This is a genomic window from Pseudomonas sp. P867 (assembly GCF_019891455.1).
GTDB lineage: Bacteria > Pseudomonadota > Gammaproteobacteria > Pseudomonadales > Pseudomonadaceae > Aquipseudomonas > Aquipseudomonas synxantha_A.
On sequence record NZ_JAFLXB010000015.1, the window covers coordinates 60,604 to 81,037 of the forward strand.

At 60.5% G+C, this 20,434-nt stretch carries 14 protein-coding genes; 9 read left to right on the forward strand and 5 right to left on the reverse strand.

Annotated elements, in window-relative coordinates; translation table 11 throughout:
• Positions 1 to 59: 59 nt before the first annotated feature.
• A complete protein-coding gene (locus tag J1G33_RS23315; protein WP_148853906.1) occupies positions 60 to 1,772 on the forward strand; it encodes an ATP-binding protein in 1,713 nt (570 codons plus the stop codon).
• Positions 1,769 to 4,288, forward strand: a complete 2,520-nt coding sequence (gene uvrA, locus J1G33_RS23320; RefSeq protein WP_223018842.1) for an excinuclease ABC subunit UvrA — start codon at positions 1,769 to 1,771, stop codon at positions 4,286 to 4,288. The genes J1G33_RS23315 and uvrA overlap by 4 nt, the downstream gene beginning before the upstream one ends.
• Before the next feature lie 58 nt (positions 4,289 to 4,346).
• Here the strand turns inward: uvrA and tkt are convergent, their stop codons facing one another.
• The gene (gene tkt / locus J1G33_RS23325; protein WP_223018843.1) at positions 4,347 to 6,404 is read right to left on the reverse strand and encodes a transketolase; all 2,058 of its coding nucleotides are present in this window, start codon (positions 6,402 to 6,404) and stop codon (positions 4,347 to 4,349) included.
• 175 nt (positions 6,405 to 6,579) lie between these two features.
• Here tkt and J1G33_RS23330 point away from each other — a divergent pair, with 175 nt between their 5' ends.
• Positions 6,580 to 6,804 carry a DUF465 domain-containing protein gene (locus J1G33_RS23330; RefSeq protein ID WP_032880801.1) on the forward strand — a complete coding sequence of 75 codons (225 nt, stop codon included), beginning with the start codon at positions 6,580 to 6,582 and terminating at the stop codon, positions 6,802 to 6,804.
• 139 nt (positions 6,805 to 6,943) lie between these two features.
• Here J1G33_RS23330 and J1G33_RS23335 read toward each other — a convergent pair whose 3' ends face one another.
• Complete coding sequence (locus J1G33_RS23335; RefSeq protein WP_223018844.1) at positions 6,944 to 8,320, reverse strand: VOC family protein; 1,377 nt, start codon at positions 8,318 to 8,320, stop codon at positions 6,944 to 6,946.
• A gap of 239 nt (positions 8,321 to 8,559) precedes the next feature.
• On the opposite strand from J1G33_RS23335, the gene J1G33_RS23340 reads away from it, so the two are divergent.
• A complete protein-coding gene (locus J1G33_RS23340; RefSeq protein WP_223018845.1) occupies positions 8,560 to 11,196 on the forward strand; it encodes a glucosidase in 2,637 nt (878 codons plus the stop codon).
• A 28-nt stretch (positions 11,197 to 11,224) separates the two neighbouring features.
• Here the strand turns inward: J1G33_RS23340 and J1G33_RS23345 are convergent, their stop codons facing one another.
• The 3 genes from J1G33_RS23345 to J1G33_RS23355 are packed head-to-tail and all read right to left on the reverse strand — an operon-like array spanning position 11,225 to position 14,508.
• Positions 11,225 to 12,067, reverse strand: coding sequence for a metal-dependent hydrolase (locus tag J1G33_RS23345; protein WP_223018846.1), 843 nt, complete (start codon positions 12,065 to 12,067; stop codon positions 11,225 to 11,227).
• A gap of 15 nt (positions 12,068 to 12,082) precedes the next feature.
• Complete coding sequence (locus tag J1G33_RS23350) at positions 12,083 to 12,973, reverse strand: SDR family NAD(P)-dependent oxidoreductase (protein WP_223018847.1); 891 nt, start codon at positions 12,971 to 12,973, stop codon at positions 12,083 to 12,085.
• The gene (locus tag J1G33_RS23355) at positions 12,970 to 14,508 is read right to left on the reverse strand and encodes an NAD(P)/FAD-dependent oxidoreductase (RefSeq protein ID WP_223018848.1); all 1,539 of its coding nucleotides are present in this window, start codon (positions 14,506 to 14,508) and stop codon (positions 12,970 to 12,972) included. The genes J1G33_RS23350 and J1G33_RS23355 overlap by 4 nt, the downstream gene beginning before the upstream one ends.
• A gap of 290 nt (positions 14,509 to 14,798) precedes the next feature.
• On the opposite strand from J1G33_RS23355, the gene J1G33_RS23360 reads away from it, so the two are divergent.
• The 5 genes from J1G33_RS23360 to J1G33_RS23380 all read left to right on the forward strand — a co-directional run bounded on the left by J1G33_RS23360 (position 14,799) and on the right by J1G33_RS23380 (position 20,216).
• Positions 14,799 to 15,797: an alpha/beta hydrolase gene (locus tag J1G33_RS23360; protein WP_223018849.1), complete on the forward strand. Its 999-nt coding sequence runs from the start codon at positions 14,799 to 14,801 to the stop codon at positions 15,795 to 15,797.
• Between the two features lie 307 nt (positions 15,798 to 16,104).
• Positions 16,105 to 17,385, forward strand: a complete 1,281-nt coding sequence (locus J1G33_RS23365) for an alkane 1-monooxygenase (RefSeq protein ID WP_032880808.1) — start codon at positions 16,105 to 16,107, stop codon at positions 17,383 to 17,385.
• Positions 17,386 to 17,510: 125 nt separating this feature from the next.
• Complete coding sequence (gene praA / locus J1G33_RS23370) at positions 17,511 to 18,005, forward strand: alkane oxidation protein activator PraA (protein ID WP_078821199.1); 495 nt, start codon at positions 17,511 to 17,513, stop codon at positions 18,003 to 18,005.
• A 134-nt stretch (positions 18,006 to 18,139) separates the two neighbouring features.
• Complete coding sequence (praB, locus tag J1G33_RS23375; protein WP_032880810.1) at positions 18,140 to 18,643, forward strand: alkane oxidation protein activator PraB; 504 nt, start codon at positions 18,140 to 18,142, stop codon at positions 18,641 to 18,643.
• A gap of 121 nt (positions 18,644 to 18,764) precedes the next feature.
• Complete coding sequence (locus J1G33_RS23380; protein WP_223018850.1) at positions 18,765 to 20,216, forward strand: outer membrane protein transport protein; 1,452 nt, start codon at positions 18,765 to 18,767, stop codon at positions 20,214 to 20,216.
• The last annotated feature ends 218 nt before the right edge of the window (positions 20,217 to 20,434 follow it).

Here is a 20,434-nt window from a genome sequence, read left to right on the forward strand (position 1 = left end):
TCCACCGTCGGCGCGCTCCAAAACTTGCGATCGTCCTCTCCTGCGCACAGAGCCCAATGATGCAATTTTTATCCAACCCCCACGGCTGTGAAGGCTGGGCCGGCGAAATGGCTCAGCGGATACGCACCTTTGACTGGTCAACTACCGACCTTGGCCCTTTGGATCAGTGGTCCACAAGCCTGGCTTGCACCGTGCAAATGATGCTGGCCTCACCCGTACCGATGGTGATGCTGTGGGGGCGGGCGGGGTACATGATCTACAACGACAGCTATTCGGCATTTGCCGGCGGGCGCCATCCTTACCTGTTGGGCACGCCGGTGGAACTGGGCTGGCCGGAAGTGGCCGAGTTCAATCGGCATGTGGTGGATACGTGCCTGGCGGGCGGTACCTTGTCGTTCAATAACAAGGAACTGGTGTTGTCGCGTCACGGCCGACCGGAAAGCGTGTGGCTGGACCTCTACTACAGCCCGGTGGCGGGTGACAACCAGCAGCCGGCCGGCGTGCTGGCGATTGTGGTGGAAACCACCGAGCTGGTGAAGTCCGAGCGGGTGCGCCAGGAGCTTACCCATAATCTGGAGCAACGCGTGGCCGCCGAGGTGCAGGCGCGCTCTGCCGCCGAAGACCAGTTGCGCCAGTCACAAAAGCTGGAAGCGATTGGCGGCCTGACCGGGGGCGTGGCCCATGACTTCAATAACCTGCTGCAAGTGATCGCCGGCAATCTGCATTTGCTTGCCCGGCATGAGCCGGACAATTGCCAGGTGCAACGTCGCGTGACCGCGGCCATCGCGGCAGTCGAGCGTGGGGCCAAGTTGTCATCGCAATTGCTGGCGTTTGCCCGTCGCCAACCGTTATCACCCGCGGTGTACAACCCGCAGCGCATCTATGCCGGCCTGGGCGAGTTGCTGCAACGGGCGCTGGGGGAAACCATCCATATCGACGTGCAATTGCCCCAGGACTCCTGGTGCATCAATGTCGACCGCAACCAGCTGGAAAACGCCTTGCTCAACCTGGCAATCAACGCCCGGGATGCCATGCAGGGCGAAGGGGTGATTCGGATCACCGGGGAAAACGTCATCCTCAACCCTGACGATTGCATCGGCAAAAGCATCAAGCCCGGCGAGTATGTGCGCCTGGCGGTGGCCGACACCGGTGTGGGCATGTCCCAGGCCACCCTCAAGCGCGCCTTCGAACCCTTCTTTACCACCAAACGCGAAGGCCACGGCACCGGTCTGGGGCTGAGCATGGTGTTTGGTTTTGTGCGCCAAAGCGGCGGGCATGTGGATATGTGGAGCGAGGAGGGCAAGGGCTCACTGGTGCAGATGTACTTCCCCCACAGCCTGGAGCCCGAGTGCCTCGACGACTACAGTGACGTGGACCCGCAAGGTGGCGGCCAGGAAACCATCCTGGTGGTCGAGGACAACGAAGGCGTGCGCCTGACGGTGGTCGAGTTGCTGCAGCAGTCGGGTTATACCGTATTGACCGCCGAAGATGGCGACCGCGCGATGCAGGTGTTGCAGCGCGGCGCAGCGCCGGACCTGATCTTCACCGACGTGGTGATGCCAGGCCGGGTCAAGAGCACTGACCTGGCCACTTGGGCGCGTACGCAGAACCCGCCAGTGGCGGTGCTGTTCACCTCTGGCCACACCCGCGACATCCTGTCCTCCAATCATTTGCTCGGCGCCGACATCCACTTGCTGAGCAAACCCTACAGCCCCGATGCCCTGACTCAACGCGTGCGCAGGGTGCTCAGTGCAAGACAAGGTTGCCCATGACATCACAGCGCAACATCCCTGCGGTTACCGCCCAGCAACCGGGCTTTGTCAGGGTGCGTGGCGCCCGTGAACATAATCTGCGTAACGTCGATGTGGATATTCCACGCGATGCCCTGGTGGTGTTTACCGGGGTATCCGGCTCCGGCAAATCGTCCCTGGCGTTTTCCACCGTGTATGCCGAGGCGCAGCGTCGCTATTTCGAATCGGTGGCGCCCTATGCGCGACGCTTGATCGACCAGGTGGGCGTGCCGGATGTGGATAGCATCGAGGGCTTGCCGCCGGCGGTGGCCCTGCAACAGCAACGTGGCACGCCGAGTGCGCGCTCTTCGGTGGGCAGCGTCACCACGCTGTCGAGCTTGATCCGTATGCTGTATTCACGCGCCGGCAGCTACCCGCCGGGGCAGGCCATGCTGTATGCCGAGGACTTTTCCCCGAACCTGCCCCAGGGCGCGTGCCCGCAATGCCATGGCTTGGGCCGCGTGTATGAAGTGACCGAAGCGCTGATGGTGCCCGATCCGTCCTTGACCATCCGCCAGCGTGCGGTGGCGTCCTGGCCGCTGGCCTGGCAGGGCCAGAACCTGCGCGACATCCTTGTGACCCTGGGCTATGACGTCGACATCCCCTGGCGTGACCTGCCGAAAAAACAGCGCGACTGGATCCTGTTCACCGAAGAAACCCCCACCGTGCCGGTATACGCCGGCTTTACCCCGCAGCAGACCCGCGATGCGTTGAAACGCAAGCTCGAACCCAGCTACCAGGGCACTTTCAGCGGCGCACGGCGCTACATCCTGCACACCTTCGCCCATACCCAAAGCGCACTCATGAAAAAGCGTGTGTCGCAGTTCATGCAAGGCAGTGCCTGCCCGTTATGCCACGGCAAGCGCCTGACCCAGGCGGCACTGTCGGTGAAGTTTGCCGGGGTGGATATCGGAGAGTTGTCACAACTGTCCCTGGCGCAATTGGCCCAATTGCTGCGGCCGGTGGCGGCGGGGCAGGACAAGATGAAATTGTCGGTGGAAAAGCGCCTGGCAGCCCAACGCATCGCCCAGGACTTGCTCGAACGGGTGAACACCCTGATCGAGTTGGGGCTGGGCTATCTGTCGCTGGAACGCAGCACGCCGACCTTGTCCTCCGGAGAGTTGCAGCGTTTGCGCCTGGCCACCCAGTTGGGCTCACAGCTGTTCGGCGTCATCTATGTGCTGGACGAGCCCTCGGCGGGCCTGCATCCGGCGGACGGCGAAGCGTTGTTCAGTGCGCTTGAGCGCTTGAAGGCCGCGGGCAATTCATTGTTTGTAGTGGAGCACGACCTGGAAACCATGCGCCGCGCCGACTGGTTGATCGACGTGGGCCCGGCAGCCGGTGAACATGGCGGGCAGGTGCTGTACAGTGGGCCGCCTGCGGGGTTGGAGGCTATCGAGGCGTCGCAGACCCGTGAATACCTGTTTGCTCCACAGCGCCCGGCCAACTCGGTGCGTCGTGAGCCCACTGCCTGGCTGAAGCTCGAAGGCGTGACGCGCAATAACCTCGATGACCTGAAGGTGGACTTCCCGCTGGGCTGCTTTACCGCGGTAACCGGTATTTCCGGCTCGGGCAAATCCAGCCTGGTCAGCCAGGCGTTGCTGGAGCTGGTGGCCACGGGCCTTGGGCGCGTGCTGGAAAATGACGACGAGCCAAGCCTGGAAGACGCCGCACCGCAAGCCAGTGGCGGGCGCATCAGTGCCGGGCTGGAACACATTCGCCGCCTGGTGCAGGTGGACCAGAAACCTATCGGCCGCACGCCGCGCTCTAACCTGGCGACCTACACCGGGCTGTTCGACAACGTGCGCAAGCTGTTCGCCGCTACGCCGGCGGCCAAGAAACGCGCTTACGACGCCGGGCAGTTTTCGTTCAATGTCGCCAAGGGGCGGTGCCCGAACTGCGAGGGTGAAGGCTTTGTCAGCGTTGAGCTGCTGTTTATGCCCAGCGTGTACGCGCCATGCCCCACTTGCCACGGTGCGCGTTACAACCCCGAAACCCTGGCGATCAAATGGCAGGGTTTGAACATCGCCCAGGTGCTGGGCTTGACGGTCGAGCAGGCAGTGGAAGTCTTTGCCGAGCAGCCTGGCGTACTGCGCTCGTTGCAGGTGCTGCGCGATATCGGCCTGGGCTATCTGCGCCTTGGCCAGCCGGCCACCGAACTGTCCGGCGGTGAAGCCCAGCGCATCAAGCTCGCCAGCGAACTGCAACGCAACGCCCGCGGCGCTACGTTGTATGTGCTCGACGAGCCGACCACCGGCTTGCACCCCAAGGATGTCGACCGCTTGCTCAGCCAGTTGAATCAACTGGTCGATGCGGGGCATACCGTGGTTGTGGTCGAGCATGAGATGCGCGTGGTGGCCCAGAGTGACTGGGTCATTGATATCGGGCCGGGGGCAGGGGACCTGGGCGGGAAGGTGGTGGCGTGTGGTACGCCGCACAAGGTTGCCAAAAGCAAGCACAGCCGAACCGCGCCTTATCTAACCCAGGCGCTGATCTAGCAGTTGTTGATGACCAAATGTGGGAGGGAGCAAGCCCCCTCCCACATTAAGCCAAGCGCTAGTCAGTGAGATTATGCTGGATCTGCTCCTTGGCCAGCTTCACCACATTCTCCACGGTAAACCCGAACTTCTCCTGCAACTTGGCCAATGGCGCCGACGCGCCAAAGCTGTTCATCACCACCTTGGCACCGGTTTGCCCGACATAGCGATCCCAACCCAGGGGCCCCGCCTGTTCCACCACCACCCGCGCTTTTATCGCAGGCGGCAAGACGCCGTCGCGGTAGGCTTGATCCTGGCCTTCAAACAACTCCCAACTCGGCATCGATACCACTTGCGCGGCCACGCCTTCGCCCTTGAGTTGCTCGTAGGCAGCCACCGCCAGGCTGACCTCACTGCCTGTCGCGATCAGAATGACTTCAGGCTTATCCGCAGCGGCCAATACATAGGCACCTTTGGCCGCACCGGAGGAGCACGCATACTGGGTGCGATCCAGGGTTGGCAGCGCCTGGCGCGACAGCACCACGCAGCTTGGCCGATGGGTTTGCGCCAGGGCCACCTTCCACAACTCCAGGGTTTCATTGGCGTCGCCCGGGCGCAGAGTCAGCAGCCCTGGCGTGGCGCGCAGTTGGGTCAGGTGTTCGATCGGTTGGTGCGTCGGCCCGTCTTCACCCACGCCGATGGAGTCATGGGTAAACACGAAAATCACCGGCAATTCCATGATCGCCGCCAGGCGGATCGGTGGCTTCATATAGTCGCTGAACACCAGGAAGGTCGAGGTGTACGGGCGCAGGTAGGACAACGCCATGCCATTGGCAATTGCGCCCATGGCGTGCTCGCGGATGCCGAAGTGCAGGTTTCGCCCGCTGTAGTCATCGGCGCTGAAGCGCCCGGCGCCGTCGAACGTCAGGTTGGTTTTGGTCGACGGCGACAGATCCGCCGAGCCGCCCAGCAACCAGGGGATCTGTTGGGCGAAGGCATTCAATACCTCGCCGCCGGAGGCCCGGCTGGCGACGCCCTTGGCATCGGCGGCGAAGCTGGGCAGGTGCGCCTGCCATTGCTCGGGCATTTCGCCGGCGCGCATCCGGTGCAGTTCATCGGCCCGTTGCGGGTCGAGGGATGCCAGGGTCTGGTTCCATTCGGCGAACAGCGGTTCGGCGCGTTCGTAGAGGGCATCACGCAGTACCGTGCGGGCTTCGTCGGGCACCAGGAAGCTCGAACCCTGCGGCCAGCCATAGGCAGCCTTGGTCAGGCGAATCTCGTCTTCGCCCAGAGGCTCGCCGTGGGCGGCGGCGGTGTTGTGCTTGTGCGGCGAGCCATAGCCGATCACGCTGTCGACCACGATCAGGGTCGGCGCGCCGGTATTGGCCTTGAAGGTTTCCAGCGCCACGCTCAACGCCTGCAAGTCATTGGCGTCGGTGACGTGCTGGGTGTGCCAGCCGTAGGCCTGGAAGCGCTTGATCACGTCTTCGCTGAAGGCCAGTTCAGTGTGGCCCTCGATGCTGATGGTGTTGTTGTCGTAGATCCAGCACAGGTTATCCAGCTTCAAGTGGCCGGCCATCGAGGCCGCTTCGCTGCTGATGCCTTCCATCATGTCGCCGTCACCGCACAGGGTGTAGACGTCGTAGTCGAACAGTACCTGGCCGTCGCGGTTGAAGCGCTCGGCCAGCCAACGCTGGGCCATGGCCATGCCCACGCTGTTGGCGCAGCCCTGGCCGAGCGGGCCGGTGGTGGTTTCCACGCCGGTGGTCATGCGGTATTCGGGGTGGCCTGGGGTCTTGGAACCCATCTGCCGGAACTGCTTGATATCGTCGAGGCTGATGGCCGGCTGGCCGGAGCGCTGGCCGTGGGCGTCAATCTCCACCACACCGGCCAGATGCAACAGCGAATACAGCAGCATCGACGCATGCCCCACTGACAACACAAAACGGTCACGGTTAGGCCAATCGGGATGTTCGGGGTGATAACGCAGGAAGCGACTCCACAACGTATAACCCACCGGCGCCAGGCCCATGGGCGTGCCCGGATGCCCCGAATTGGCCTTCTGTACAGCGTCCATGGCCAGGGTGCGAAGCGTGTTGATGCATTGAGTGTCGGCAGCAGTGGCAGCGTGATTCATGAAACCTGTCTCCCTCGGGTGGCGATCTACAGTGGAGGGCAGGGCACGGCAAAGGTTTGATCCCATCGCATGCTGCACGACGAACGGGACTGTATTGACCTCAAACATGACAAGACCCATTGGAATGGGCTAGCTTCAAGGGCGTAGACCATTGATCAATTTGTGGAGGTACGCCATGCCAGTGAAACACGACCTGTATGAGGACTTGGGTGTCAGCAAGGAAGACGTTCACAAGCGCAGGGCGGACGACAAACGGCTGGATTCGCTGCTCACTCAATATGACGATGCCGACGCGAATGTGCTGGAGGCGGAAAAAGCCAGTGCCAGCGATGAGAAAGTGGAAAACCTGAAGAAGAAACGGCTGCTGATCAAGGACGAAATCGCCGGGCGATTAGGCTAGGCGCAAAACGGCAATATTTGTTCAGATTTGTATGCGGGACATCGCAGGACTGTGTCTTTATGATGCGCCCCGTCCACCCGGCTCTGGGGACTGTTGCGGCGCAAGGATTGTGCCGCTGAGCCGGGGAGGACACCCTATTTCAGGCCAGCAGTGTGCCCAGGCATTCATCAATGGAGCGCTGCTGCGTCTCGCCGTAAAGCTGCAACTCATCAATCGTCTTGCGCCCCAGCGCCTGTTCGAATTGCGCCTGGTTGGCGTTGGCCGCGTAATGACTCTGCGCCGCATCCCCCAGGTTTGACTGGAAAATCCCCGCCGCACTGACCGGCAGAAAATCCTCATACACCAATGGCTCCACCGCCACGTGATCGGCGTTGACCAGCGCTTGCAACGTTCGCGGCTGCTCGGGCTGGCCGCGTGCCGCCAGGCCTTTTGCGGTAACGAAGTAACGAAAGTACGCCAGGCCCTGCTCGCGCATCTGTGCGGGGGTATCCGGGAACGCCGTAAAGTGCCGTTCCATCAATTGCACATAACGCTCGGCGTTGGCCTCGTTGGGGAACGCGCCGAGTTCATCGCGGGCGGCGTTCAGCAGTTGGTCGTACAGGGCGCGGCCTTTAGGCGTGAGCGCTACACCGCGTTGTTCGATTTCGCCAAAGCGTGCGCTGTGGCTGCCGTGGGCGTCGGTGAACGCGATCGGTTCGTCGAGCGCCTTGAAGCTGGTCTGGCGCAGCAGGATCGGGCAATGGCGCCGGGGTGGGCCTTCGATCACGGCTTTGGGCGTAATGCCTTTGCCGGGCATGGCGGCCTGTACCTGGTCGATGTCCAGGGTGCGTGGCGTGAGATGGTTGATATGCGGGCCCCTGAAGGCGACCACGTCGGCGATCAGGCGGTGCTGGTTGCTCAGTTGCTCGTATTGCGCGCCTGTCACGGTGGCGGTGTTATGCCAGCGGAACGTCTCCAGCGCCTCGTCGATGAAAGCCTGGGCGTCGCTGGCATTCAAGCCGCCCTGTGTTTCGGCCTGTTCGATCAGCGCCAGGGCGCCGGGGGTGAAGATCGAGCGCTTGGCCAGGGCACTTTCGGCGAAGGTGCGCAGCTCCAGGTTTTCGATCAGCTCCAGGCGCAGCAGCGAGGTGAACACCCGGAACGGGCTGGTTTGCAGCGCGTGCTCATGCACGGCGCGAAAGGCCGTGGAATGCACCGGCACACCGGCGGGGGTGAGGTCGTAGTAGCCCACCGGTTGCATGCCCATGACCGCGAACAGGCGGCTGATTGTCGCCAGTTCTGCGGCAGTACCCAGGCGGATGGCACCATGGCGCTCCATGTCCAGGCGCTGGATTTCTCCGGTGCGCTGCAACTGCTGCACCAGCTCAGGTTGGCTGTCGAGTACGCGTGCATTGGTTTGGGCCACCAGTTCCAGCAGCGCGCCGTACAGAGGTACTTCATCGCGGTACATGTCGGACATGGCCTTGGAAAAGCCCTTGCGGATCTCATCGGGGCTGACATGTGCAGTGGCGTGCATAGAAAAATTCCTGATGGCTGTGGCGAGCAAAATGACCTTTGCCCGATTTTGTTGAGGCGCAGGCCGGCTTGCAAACGAAGATTCCTCTGGACTTCATTCTGCAAATGAATGAGATGCCATGAACAGGAGCAAACCCAGCCCCAGCGGCTTGTCAACGCCTGGTGCTGTGAGTCTTCATGTGCAACCGGGCACCATTGGGTTCTACACTGCGCCTCACTGTGTAGGTGATGGAGGACTCAATGACGGCCGTACCCGCAAACCGCCTGCTTGACACGATTGAAGGCCAGCGCCTGGCGACGCAAGATGCCGAGCGTTGGCGTGAGTGGGGCCCGTACTTGAGCGAACGCCAGTGGGGCACCGTGCGCGAAGACTACAGCGCCGATGGCGACGCCTGGGCCTACTTCCCCCATGAACAGGCGCGCAGCCGCGCTTATCGCTGGGGCGAGGACGGCCTGGCCGGTTTCAGCGACAAGGCACAACGCTGGTGCCTGGGCCTGGCGCTGTGGAACGAACGGGATGCGATCCTCAAGGAGCGCCTGTTCGGCCTCAATAACGCTGAAGGCAACCACGGTGAAGACGTCAAGGAACTGTACTTTTTCGTCGATGGCGTACCGAGCCATGCCTACATGCGCATGCTCTACAAATACCCCCATGCCGCCTTTCCCTATGCCGACCTGATCGCTGAAAACGCTCGCCGTGGGCTGGGCGATACCGAGTATGAAATCCTTGATACCGGCGTGTTTGAAGACAACCGTTACTGCGACATCAGCGTCGAATACGCCAAGCACCAGCCCGACGATATTTTCATGCGTGTCACCGTGCACAACCGCTCGGAGCAGCCGACACGTCTGCAGGTGCTGCCCCAGTTGTGGGCGCGCAATGACTGGAGCTGGACCTTTGATGCGCCCAAACCCAGGTTGACGCTGGACGGCGACCGCGTGCTCGCCCGTCATCATGAGATGGACGATCGCCAGCTCACCGCCTGGGGCCAGGATGGGTGGCAATGGTTGTTCTGCGAAAACGAGAGCAACTTCGCCAAACTGGGCGGGCAGCCGACGTCCGGGCCGTTCAAGGATGGCATCAACGATTACGTGGTGGAGGGTGATCAAGGGGCCATTCGCGGTGACGCGGGCACCAAGGTGGCGGCGCGATTCAGTCTTGAATTAGCGGGCCAGGAAAGCAAAAGCCTCTATCTGCGCTTTGCCCCTCTGGACGCCCCCGAGGTCAACGCACGCAAGTTGTTCGAACAGCGCCGCCGCGAGGCCGATGACTTCTACGCAGCCCTGCAACAGGGTATCGCCAATGACGATGCGCGCAATGTGCAGCGCCAGGCCCTGGCCGGCTTGCTGTGGTCCAAGCAGTTGTACTATTTCGACGTCAACCAGTGGCTCGACGGTGATCCGGCCCAGCCTGCGCCGCCGCCCGAGCGTTTGCATATCCGTAATACCCATTGGCGCCACCTGTCCAACTTCGACATCCTGTCCATGCCCGATACCTGGGAATACCCGTGGTACGCCTCCTGGGACCAAGGCTTCCAGGCGGTGGCCATGGCGCTGATCGATCCCGGCTACGCCAAGCAACAGCTGCTGTTGCTGGTTAAAGACCGTTTCATGCACCCCAACGGCCAATTGCCCGCCTACGAATGGCGCTTCGACGATGCCAACCCGCCAGTGCATGCCTGGGCCAGCTGGCGCGTGTATCAGCAAGACAAGGCGCTGACCGGCGTGGGCGATATGGACTTTCTGGAGCGGATCTTCCACAAGCTGCTGCTGAATTTTTCCTGGTGGGTCAACCGCAAGGACGCTGAAGGCCGCAACCTGTTCCAGGGTGGTTTTCTGGGCCTGGACAATATCGCCTTGTTCGACCGCTCGGCCACGCTGCCGCCGGGTTACCAGTTGGACCAGGCCGATGGCACTGCCTGGGTCGCGGCCTATGCCCTGGATCTGATGCGCATCGGGCTGGAGCTGGCCAAGCGCAACGCCGTGTACGTGGACATTGCGGTAAAGTTTTTCGAGCACTTCCTGTATATCGCCGGCGCCATCAACCGCGTCGATGACAGTGCCGAAGGCTTGTGGGATGAGCAGGACCTGTTCTTCTACGACGTACTGCACCGTCCCGACGGCCAGAGCGAACCGGTGCGTTTGCGGTCTATCGTCGGCCTGATGCCGCTGTTCGCTGTGCTGGTGCTGGAACAGCGCGAACATGAAGGCTTGGAAGGCCTGCGCGAGCGTCTGCTGGGGTTTATGCATCACCGGCCCGACCTGGCCAAACTGGTCTCGCGCTGGAACGAACCGGGGCAGGGCAATCGCCTGCTGCTGGCGTTGCTGCGTGGCGAGCGTACCAAGGATTTGCTGCGCCGCATGTTGGATGACCAGGAGTTCTTGTCGACCTTCGGTGTGCGCGCCTTGTCCAAGACCTTTGCAGAGCAACCCCTGGTGCTGAAGATGAATGGCAACACCCTGTGCGCCAGTTATCAGCCCGGCGAATCCGACTCTCGCCTGTACGGCGGCAACTCCAATTGGCGCGGGCCGCTGTGGATGCCGGTGAACTACATGCTGATCGAATCGCTGCGCGAATTTCACCGCTACTACGCGGATAACTTCTCAGTGGAATACCCCACAGGCAGCGGCTATCTGGCGTCGCTGGAAGACGTGGCCGACAGCCTCAGCCAGCGCCTGACCGGATTATTCCTGCGCGATGAAAATGGCCTGCGGCCATCCATGGCAGGGTATGCGCAGCTGGAGGCGGACCCGGCCAGCCGCGATCTGGTGTTGTTTCATGAATACTTTCATGGCGAGACAGGGCGAGGGTTGGGGGCGTCGCACCAGACGGGGTGGAGCGCCCTGGTCGCCTTGCTGCTGCAGCCAAAGGTCTAGCACCCATGGCGCGCATAGGTATCGGTATCTACACCCCTTTGGCGCCGCGCCGCGTGCGCTCGATCTCTTCAAGCAAGCTATCTATGCCCGCCAGGCGTGCGCGGTTGTCATGTTCCCAAGGGTGAAACCCCGGTTTGAAATAATGCAGCCACGGCCTGAGCATCCGCGGGAATACGCCCTTGGGGCCGTACAAGTACTTGACCATGCGCCACAGCCCCTTCAGCGTGCCGCCCGAGCTGCGGTCGGCAATCAGCAGCCGCACGTGGAAGTCCAGCACCACTAGCCAGAACATGACGGTGGTGGTCAGCATGGTGCCGGTGCGCAGCAGGTAGCGTGCGGGGCCGGGTTTGATTACCTGGTTCCATACATCGAAGGCTACGGCTTTATGTTCGGTTTCTTCCAAGGCGTGCCAATACCACATCTGCTGGTAACCCTTGAGTGAATCACCAAAGCGCGAGGGGTCGCTCAACAGGATTTCCGCCAGCATCGCAGTGTAGTGCTCAAGGGCGATGGTCACCGCCAGGTTGAACGACGGCGGCAGGTGTTTCTTCTGCAAGTCGAGGAAGAACTTCAGGCGTCGGTCGAGGGTGTGCGCCGGCAAGCCCGCCGCTTGCAGCAGGTCGTTATAGGCCACATGTTCGCGGCTGTGCATGGCCTCCTGGCCTATGAAACCCTGGATTTCCTTTTTCAGTTCGGGATCGTCGATCTGCCCGCGGTAGTGGCGCACGCTGTCCATGAAAAACAGCTCGCCCTGGGGAAACAGCAACGACAGGGCGTTGAAGAAGTGGCTGATCACCGGCCCTTGTTCATGCCAGTCTTTGATGCGCTCGGCAGGCAAGGCAAAACGGATATCGCGACGGATCGGCAACATGCTGCGTCCTCCTGTTCAGAGATGGGACTGGTCGTTGGTTTCAAAGACCTGTGTGCGCGGCTTGGGCGCCATGCGTTTGCTGGCAAACACCACCAGTGCCTGATAGGCCGACGGCAGGCAACGGGCGAGCAGGTCGAGAAAATAGGCGTCGCGGCCGATCAGCACACGGCGCTTGTTTTTGCGTACACCTTGCAGGATTACTTTGGCGGCCTGGTCGGCGTCGGTAATGAACAGCTTTTCCAAATCGGCGCGGGCCTGTTGTTCGCTGTGGATGAGAAAACCGGTCATGTTCGCGTCGATGCGGCTGCTGCGGCAGATATCAGTACGAATACCACCGGGGTGCACACAGGTGGCCGATACGCCGCAGCGTTGCAGGTCGAGTTCCTGGCGCAGAGCCTCGGTGAACCCGCGCACAGCAAACTTGGTGGCGTTGTAACCGCTCATGCCGGGTTGGGCGAACAGGCCGAACACGCTGGAAGTATTGACTATGTGGCCTTCGCCGCTGGCCTTGAGATACGGCAGGAACGCCTTGGTGCCATGCACCACGCCCCAGAAGTTGATGCCGACGATCCATTCCAGGTCGGCGTAGTCCACGCCTTCGACGGTACTCGACAGCGCCACCCCGGCATTGTTGAACACCAGGTTGACCTGGCCATGTTCCGCGGCACAGCGTGCAGCCCAATCCTGCATGGCTTGGCGGTCAGAGACGTCCAGCACCTGCGTGGTAACGGTCACGGGCGACAAGGTCGATGTGCGGATCAGCTCCAAGGTCTGTTCCAACCCCTGGTTGTTCTTGTCGGCCAAGGCCAGGTGGCAGCCTTCGCGTGCCAAGGCTAAAGCCAATGCGCGGCCCATGCCGGAGGCTGCACCGGTGATCGCAGCAACGCGGCCATTGAATGACTTCATGACAGGCTGCCTTCTGTGGCGGAGTGAGGGGCTGGTACGGGACGTGGCAGAGCGGGCGCCGGCAACGGGCTGGCGACGTAGTCCTTGAGCGCAAAGTGACGGGTGAGCTGTTTGAAACGCCAGGTAGAACCGGGCCACAGCGTGGTGTTCTTGCCGGTGCGTGGGTCCAGGTACCAGCTCTGGCAGCCGCCGGTGTTCCAGATGGTGCGCTTGAGCTTGTCCTGCAACTGGTGGTTGTAGGCGTGCTCTACGGCGGGTTTGACCTCGACCGTGGCAATGCGCTGGCGCCGCATATGTTTCAAGGCATCGAGGATGTAGGTGACCTGAGCTTCGATCATCAGGATCATCGAGTTATGCCCCAGGCCGGTGTTGGGTCCGACGATCAGAAACAGGTTGGGATAGCCCGGCACGGTGGTGCCTTTGAAGGCATGGGCGCCGTCGCTCCAGGCGTCCATCAGGTCGATGCCGTCGCGGCCGATGATGCAGTCTCGCGGCAAGGGGTCGCTGGCCTGGAAGCCGGTGCCGAAGATCAGGCAGTCAGCGGGATGCTTGATCCCGTCGGCGGTGATCACACCATCAGCTTCGATGCGCAGCACCCTGTCGGTGACCACCTCGACATTACTGCGCGACAGCGCCGGGTAGTAGTCATTGGAGATCAGCACGCGCTTGCAGCCGATGGTGTAGTCCGGCGTCAGCGTCTTGCGCAGGGAAGGGCGGGCCACTTGTTTGCGCAGATGCCGCAGGGCGATTTTCTGCACCATCTTCATCAGGCGTGGGTGCAAGGCAAAACCCACCACCCGGCCTTCCAGTGCCCAATAAAACGCGCCGCGCACCAGCTTTTGGGTGAACGGCAAGTGTTTGAACAGCCAGCGTTCAAGCGTTGAAATCGGCCGGTCCGGTTTGGGCATGATCCAGGGCGGCGTGCGCTGGAACAGGTCCAGGTGCGCCACTTGTGGCGCGATCTGCGGCACGAACTGGATGGCACTGGCGCCGGTGCCGATCACGGCCACGCGCTTGCCTTTCAAAGAGTAGTCATGGTCCCACTGCTGGGAGTGAAAACGCTTGCCCTTGAAGCTATCCAGCCCCGGGATATCCGGCAGCGCCGGGCGAGACAGCCCGCCCATGGCCGAGACCAGCACCCGTGCGCTGACTTGGCGGCCATTGCTGAAGCTCAGGTGCCAGCGCTGCTGTTGCTCATCAAACACCGCACGTTGCAGGGCCATGCCAAAACGCAGATAGGGCGCCAGCTCAAAACGTGTGGCGCAGTGTTCCAGATAGGCGCGGATCTCAGGTTGTGTCGCGAACTGTCGCGACCAGTCCGGGTTGGGCGCGAAGGAAATTGAATACACATGGGACTGCACGTCACAGGCGCAACCCGGGTAGTGGTTATCGCGCCAGGTACCGCCGAGGGTCTCGGCCTGTTCGGCGATGAAGAAGTCGGTGAGCCCGGCCTCCTTGAGCTTGATCGCCATACACAGGCCAGCGAATCCCGAGCCAATGATGGCAATGTCAATTGAATCACTGTGGGCAGTCATGGGCGTGCCTCATAGATAGAAAGCGGGTGGGCATCGGATGTGCTCCTCTTTTTGTTTTGTCTTTTAGATAGAACACCATTGCAAAGGAAAATTGAATTAATTATTTTAAAAAAGATTTTAAATAATCTACCTGAAAATTTCGCCTACGCTAGGACCTTGTTCCGCATGTGCGATTTGTCCGACGGACGAGCGTGGTATGCAGGGCGTCCAGGTCCAAGGGGTGGACGATGGCTGAGGCCCTGATCAATTCCGGTCGGGTCGCCAGCAGCAGGGAAGCAGAGGACCGAGCTATGGCTGTGGAATGGGTTGTCGCTGCGGGTGTGCTGGCCGGCGCCAGCGTGGCGTTATGGGGCTTGAGTGCCTGGATGACGCGGCGCATTGAAGCGCGGGTTCCGATCAACGGGCGTTTCGTCGAGGTGGATGGCGAGCGCTTTCATTATGTCGAAGAGGGCAAGGGCCCGCCGCTGGTGATGATCCACGGGCTGATGGGCAGCAGCCGTAACCTCACATATGCCTTGTCCGGTCAGTTGCGAGAGCATTTTCGCGTGATCACCCTTGACCGGCCGGGGTCCGGCTATTCCAGCCGACACAGTGGCACGGCCGCAGACTTACCGGGTCAGGCCCGACAAATCGCGGCCTTTATCGACACGCTCGACCTGGGCAAGCCGTTGGTGCTGGGCCATTCCCTGGGTGGCGCGGTTGCTCTGGCGCTGGCCCTCGACCATCCCCATGCGGTATCCGGGTTGGTACTGGTAGCGCCTTTGACTCACCCGCAACGCATGTTGCCGCTGGTGTTCCTGTCATTATCGGTGCGCCCGGCCTGGCTGCGACGCTGGATGGCCCACACCCTGACGATGCCCGTTGGCCTGCTGAGTAAAAATGCAGTGGTCAAAGGCGTCTTCGGCCCCGATGCCGCACCGCCGGACTTCGCCACCCGGGGCGGCGGGCTGCTGGGCATGCGTCCAGACAACTTCTATGCCGCGTCCACCGAAATCAACCGGGTCAACGACCACCTGCCCGACATGGTCAAGCGCTACCCGCAACTGACCTTGCCCATCGGGCTGATCTATGGCACCCGCGACAAGGTGCTCGACTTTCAGAAACACGGCCAGGCCCTGGCGAGCAAGGTGCCAGGGCTGAAAATGCAAGTGGTCGAAGGCTGTGGGCATATGTTGCCGATCACCGCGACAGAGCGAGTGGTGGCGCTGGTGGAGCAGGTCGCCAAGCGCGTCAGGCCCGGGGCAGGCATCCGGCTGTTGCACCCTCCCAAGACTCTGGCGAGTAGATAAGGGTGCACCCGACTCGCGGTTCAAAGGCGTTGATGCCTGTCCTAGACACCTGACCAGACGGCTGAAAAAGAGACTGCCCGGTCACGGTAAAAAGGGCGGGAGAAACTAGTTGACGACCTAACGATTCCGCGCTATTTATTTAAAAAACTATTTCAATGTGTAATTTGAAATTATTTTTGAAATGCCTAAGAGCGAATAAAATAATGAAAAAAACGCCTTTTATCGCATGGTTGATTTCTCGGGGCAGTCAGCGCTCCGTAAACCTGTTTGCTGCCCCAATGCACACCGGATGTGTACGGAGGTTGCCATGAATCAGACCCTGGCCGCCCCGCACGTCTGGACCGACGCAAAGCGCCACCTGTGGTGGCTCGGCATCATGCCACTGGCAACCCCCTTGCTCTCCGGCGCCCTGGCGATCGGCACCGGCGTACAGCAATTGTGGTGGGTGGGTGTGCTGGTGATCTTCGGCTTGATCCCCCTGATCGACGGCCTGCTCGGCGAAGATGTCAGCAACCCGCCTGAATCTGCCGTCAGCAACCTTGAATCCCAACGTTACTATCGCTGGATCGTCTACACCGGCGTGCTGTTTGTGATCTCTTCAGTGATTATCACCGGCTGGCTGGCCGCCGGTGGCATCGACTGGATCATCAACGGCGGCCTGTTGAACGCTACGGCCACACTTGAGCCGTCGAGCTGGCTGGCCAAGGCTGCTGCATTCGTCACCGCACGCACTGAACTGCATGGCCACATCAGCGTGTTCACTTACCTGGGTATGGCAATGTCCACCGGCGCTGCCACGGGCATCGCGATCAACACCGCTCATGAACTGGGGCACAAACCCAAGCCCCTGGAAGTGTTCCTGGCCAAGGTCACCCTGGCGCCGACGTTCTACGGGCACTTCTACACCGAACATAACCGCGGCCATCACGTTCGGGTCGCCACCCCGGAAGATCCCGCCAGTTCGCGGCTGGGGGAAAGTTTTTGGGCATTCCTGCCGCGTTCGGTGTGGTTCAGCGCCGTGTCGGCCTGGAACCTGGAGCGCGAACGCCTGCGCAAACTCGGTTTGCCGGCCTTGCACTGGAAGAACGCCGTGCTCAGTGCCTGGATGTACAGCGTGGTGTTGTGGGGCGCGATGATTGCCTGGTTGGGCGCGGCGGTGATTCCGTTCCTGATCATCCAGGGCATCTACGGGTTCTCGTTGCTGGAAGTGGTGAACTACGTCGAGCATTACGGCCTCAAGCGCCAGAAGTTGCCCAATGGCCGTTACGAACGCTGCTCGCCGCGCCATTCATGGAACAGTAACCGGATTGTCACCAATATCTTCCTGTTCCAACTTCAGCGGCATTCCGATCACCATGCCAACCCCACGCGCAGTTATCAGTCGTTGCGCCACTTCGATGAGTCACCGCAACTTCCGTATGGTTACGCGAGCATGATTGTCTGGGCCTATGTGCCTTACTTGTGGCGACGTCGTATGGACCATCGGGTGCTCAATCATTATGCCGGGGATATCACCCTGACCAATCTTCAACCGTCACAGCGTTTGAAGTATCTGGAGAAGTACAGCAACAGCGCCAAGCCGTTTTGAGATGAAGTAAGCAGTACGGGCGTACTCGGGATCTGTGTATCGCGCAGGTCCTTGTCGCCCCCAGTATCAGGTGCAAGAACGTGGTTTGACCCTACAAAAATAATTTCAAGGGAAGGACGTACACCATGCAAAGTTCTGCCAAGTTCACCGCCCATATCCTGCTGGCAGCGATGGGCCTGATTGTTTATCACCAGGCCCAGGCTGCCCGTATCGAACCTGCTGGCAGTGCCTTCACGGCTCAAGGGCCCATCAGCTTTTCCAAAGGCAAGCTGATCAGCGCCGACTGCACGATCAAGGTGGCCGGCAAGGTCGCGGCCGATGGCTCATCGGTGAATGTCGATAAAGTCGAGTTTGACGGTGGCCTCAAATGCAGCCGTGTCGAAGCGATCAATTTGCCCTGGGTGCTGGTCGCCAAAGATACAAAGAGTGGCTCGATGTCCAGGATCAGCGTCGATGTGCACGCCTTTGGCCTGGGCGGCAAGTGCGGCCCTTCAACCGCCGACGGTACTTGGGATAACGCCACCGGCAAGTTGGAAGCCGCCAATGTTGCTATTGGCGAAGACTGCAAGATCAACACGGTATCCATCAAGATGCCGCCCAACTTCAAAGTGGTCGAATAAACCGTTCCAACTGTTGCAGCGGTAAATGCATTGAAATTTGGCTGGAAAGGGAAGTTCTGCAGTTTCACCGTGACCTCTCGATCATGGCCATTACCCCTGGCGAAATGAATCGCCATAACATGTGAGGAAAAACAATGAAAAGCTTGAAAACTCTCGTGTCGTTGACTGCCCTGGCTGTTTGCATGGGTGCTGCTTCGATGGCCAGTGCGGCTTCAATCAGCCCGGAAGGCCCTTTCACCACGACCGCAGGCTCCATCGTGGTGCAGTCACCGTCGTCGTTCGGGGGCTCTGTGACCTGTGGCATTACCTTCAGCGGCAATGTCAGCGGCGGCGTTGCGACTATCAACAATGCCTCGCTGACCGGCGGTGGCCTGTGTGCATTGCCCACCTTGAAAAGCATCCCGTCGCCAGGCTGGAAGCTGACGGCCTTGTCGGGCACTACCGGCCAAGTAGAGAACGTTGGTTACACCATTAAAAAGACCATCGTAATCCCAGGTACCGACTGCGGTCCATCCACTATCAGCGTGGCCTGGAATGCTGCGACTCACACGCTTACGGCTGCCAACCAAGCTCTGAGCGGTGGCTGCAACGTGGTCTCGCTGACCACCACTGCTGCTGGCCTGACCGTCAATCCATAACGGCTGCTTATTGCAGGATAAAAGGGTTGATCACCCGCTGAAAGGCCGGTACCTCGCCAGAGGTGCCGGCTGACGTGGAAAGCCGGCCATGCCGGGAGCGCATAATAATAAGGAGTGCCGCATGATCAGTAAGAAACAACAGGCTCAAACACTGCTGGGGCTGGCAATATTGGGAGGCTTGATGACGACTGCGCCCGTGCAGGCGGGTGGTTTCTCCACGCCGACTTATGGTGCTCCAGGCTGGGGCCGGGCATTCGGCGGCGGCTCTCTGTTCAAGAATGATCCAAGCTCTGCCTACAACAACCCGGCGGCCATGGCGTTCGTCGACCAGTCCGTGGTTCAACAGACCATTGACTATGCTCGGGTCAAAATCAAATACAGCGGCCAAGCCTATGATTACACCGGTAACCCGGTCAGTAATACGGCGGTAATGCCTGATGGCAGCTTTGACCCCAGCACTGCAGCACTCAATAACAACGATGGCGGCCAGGGTGGTTTCACCGCCTGGTTGCCTACCGGCTTCCTCGTTATTCCAATCGGTGACCGCTTTGCATTCGGCCTCAGTCAGGTCGTGCCGCAAGGTATGCGCACCACCTGGAATGAAAACTCCAAGTTTCGCGACTTCGCCGTGGACACCAAAATCGAGACCGTCGGTCTGACGGGCTCCTTATCCTTCAAGGTGCGTGACGACTTCTCCATCGGGGGGGGCCTTATCGTTCAGCGCAGTCAAGGCTTCGTCAGCCAGAATGTTGACCTGTTTTCGGCCGCGTCAGTCTCACCAGGCTTGGGTAACGGGGCATTTCCGGCGGGCGTCGGCACCGCGCTGATGCGGGTGAAGGTCGATAACATCTCCACTGGCTGGTTTACCGGTGTTGTCTGGAAGCCGACTGATCGAGACTCGCTGGGCCTTAACTATCACGCCAAAATCAAAAACAAGCTGACAGGCAAATACAGCGTCCGGGCTGATGCCTTGAACAATGGCCTGATGACTGACGATACGATCTTCGGTAACGGCAAGACGCTGGTCGAAACGGCTTATCCGGGCCTGACGCTGTACCCCGGTGGCGCCCATGCCAGTACTCAGTTGGATATTCCAGCCACCGCGGCGCTCGACTGGGTGCACCAGTTCAACGACCGCTGGACCTTGGGTGTCAGCGCCATGTGGACCCAGTGGTCGTCCTTCAAGGACCTCACGCTCAAGTCTCAGGGTTCGACTATCGTCGCCATTCCCTATAACTACAAAGATGCGTGGATGTACTCGGTGGGGGGAGATTTCAAGGCAACGGACGAGCTGACCTTGCGCGCTGGTGTGGCCTATGACCAAACGCCAACCCGCAATTCGACGCGCGATCCGCGTATTCCTGACGGTGACCGTTATTTTCTCTCTTTGGGTGCGGGCTACGATATCAAAGCCGTTCCTGGCTTGACTCTGGACGCCGCGTACTCGCATCAATTTGTCGAGAAGGTCAACATCAAGACCCAGAACGTAGACCGACTGGGCGGTGGCAGGCTTGACGGCAAGGCCGAGTCCTCAGGCGATATTGTCAGCCTGTCAGCCACGTACAAGTTCTGAGCCCACCCTGACAGCGAGTACCAGAGCATCTGGTGCTCGCTGCTCAACGATTTTGATAACTGTTTTGAGGCCTTCGTTCGGCCTCAAATTATTGCGCTCAATGACTAAATAAAAATTTCAAAACAAAATTTGAATTTAGTCATTCAAGTTTGTAGTGTGGTTTTACGCCGCCGCGCAGCTCGACCTGCCTGTGCTTTGGCCACATCTCGAATCAAGTA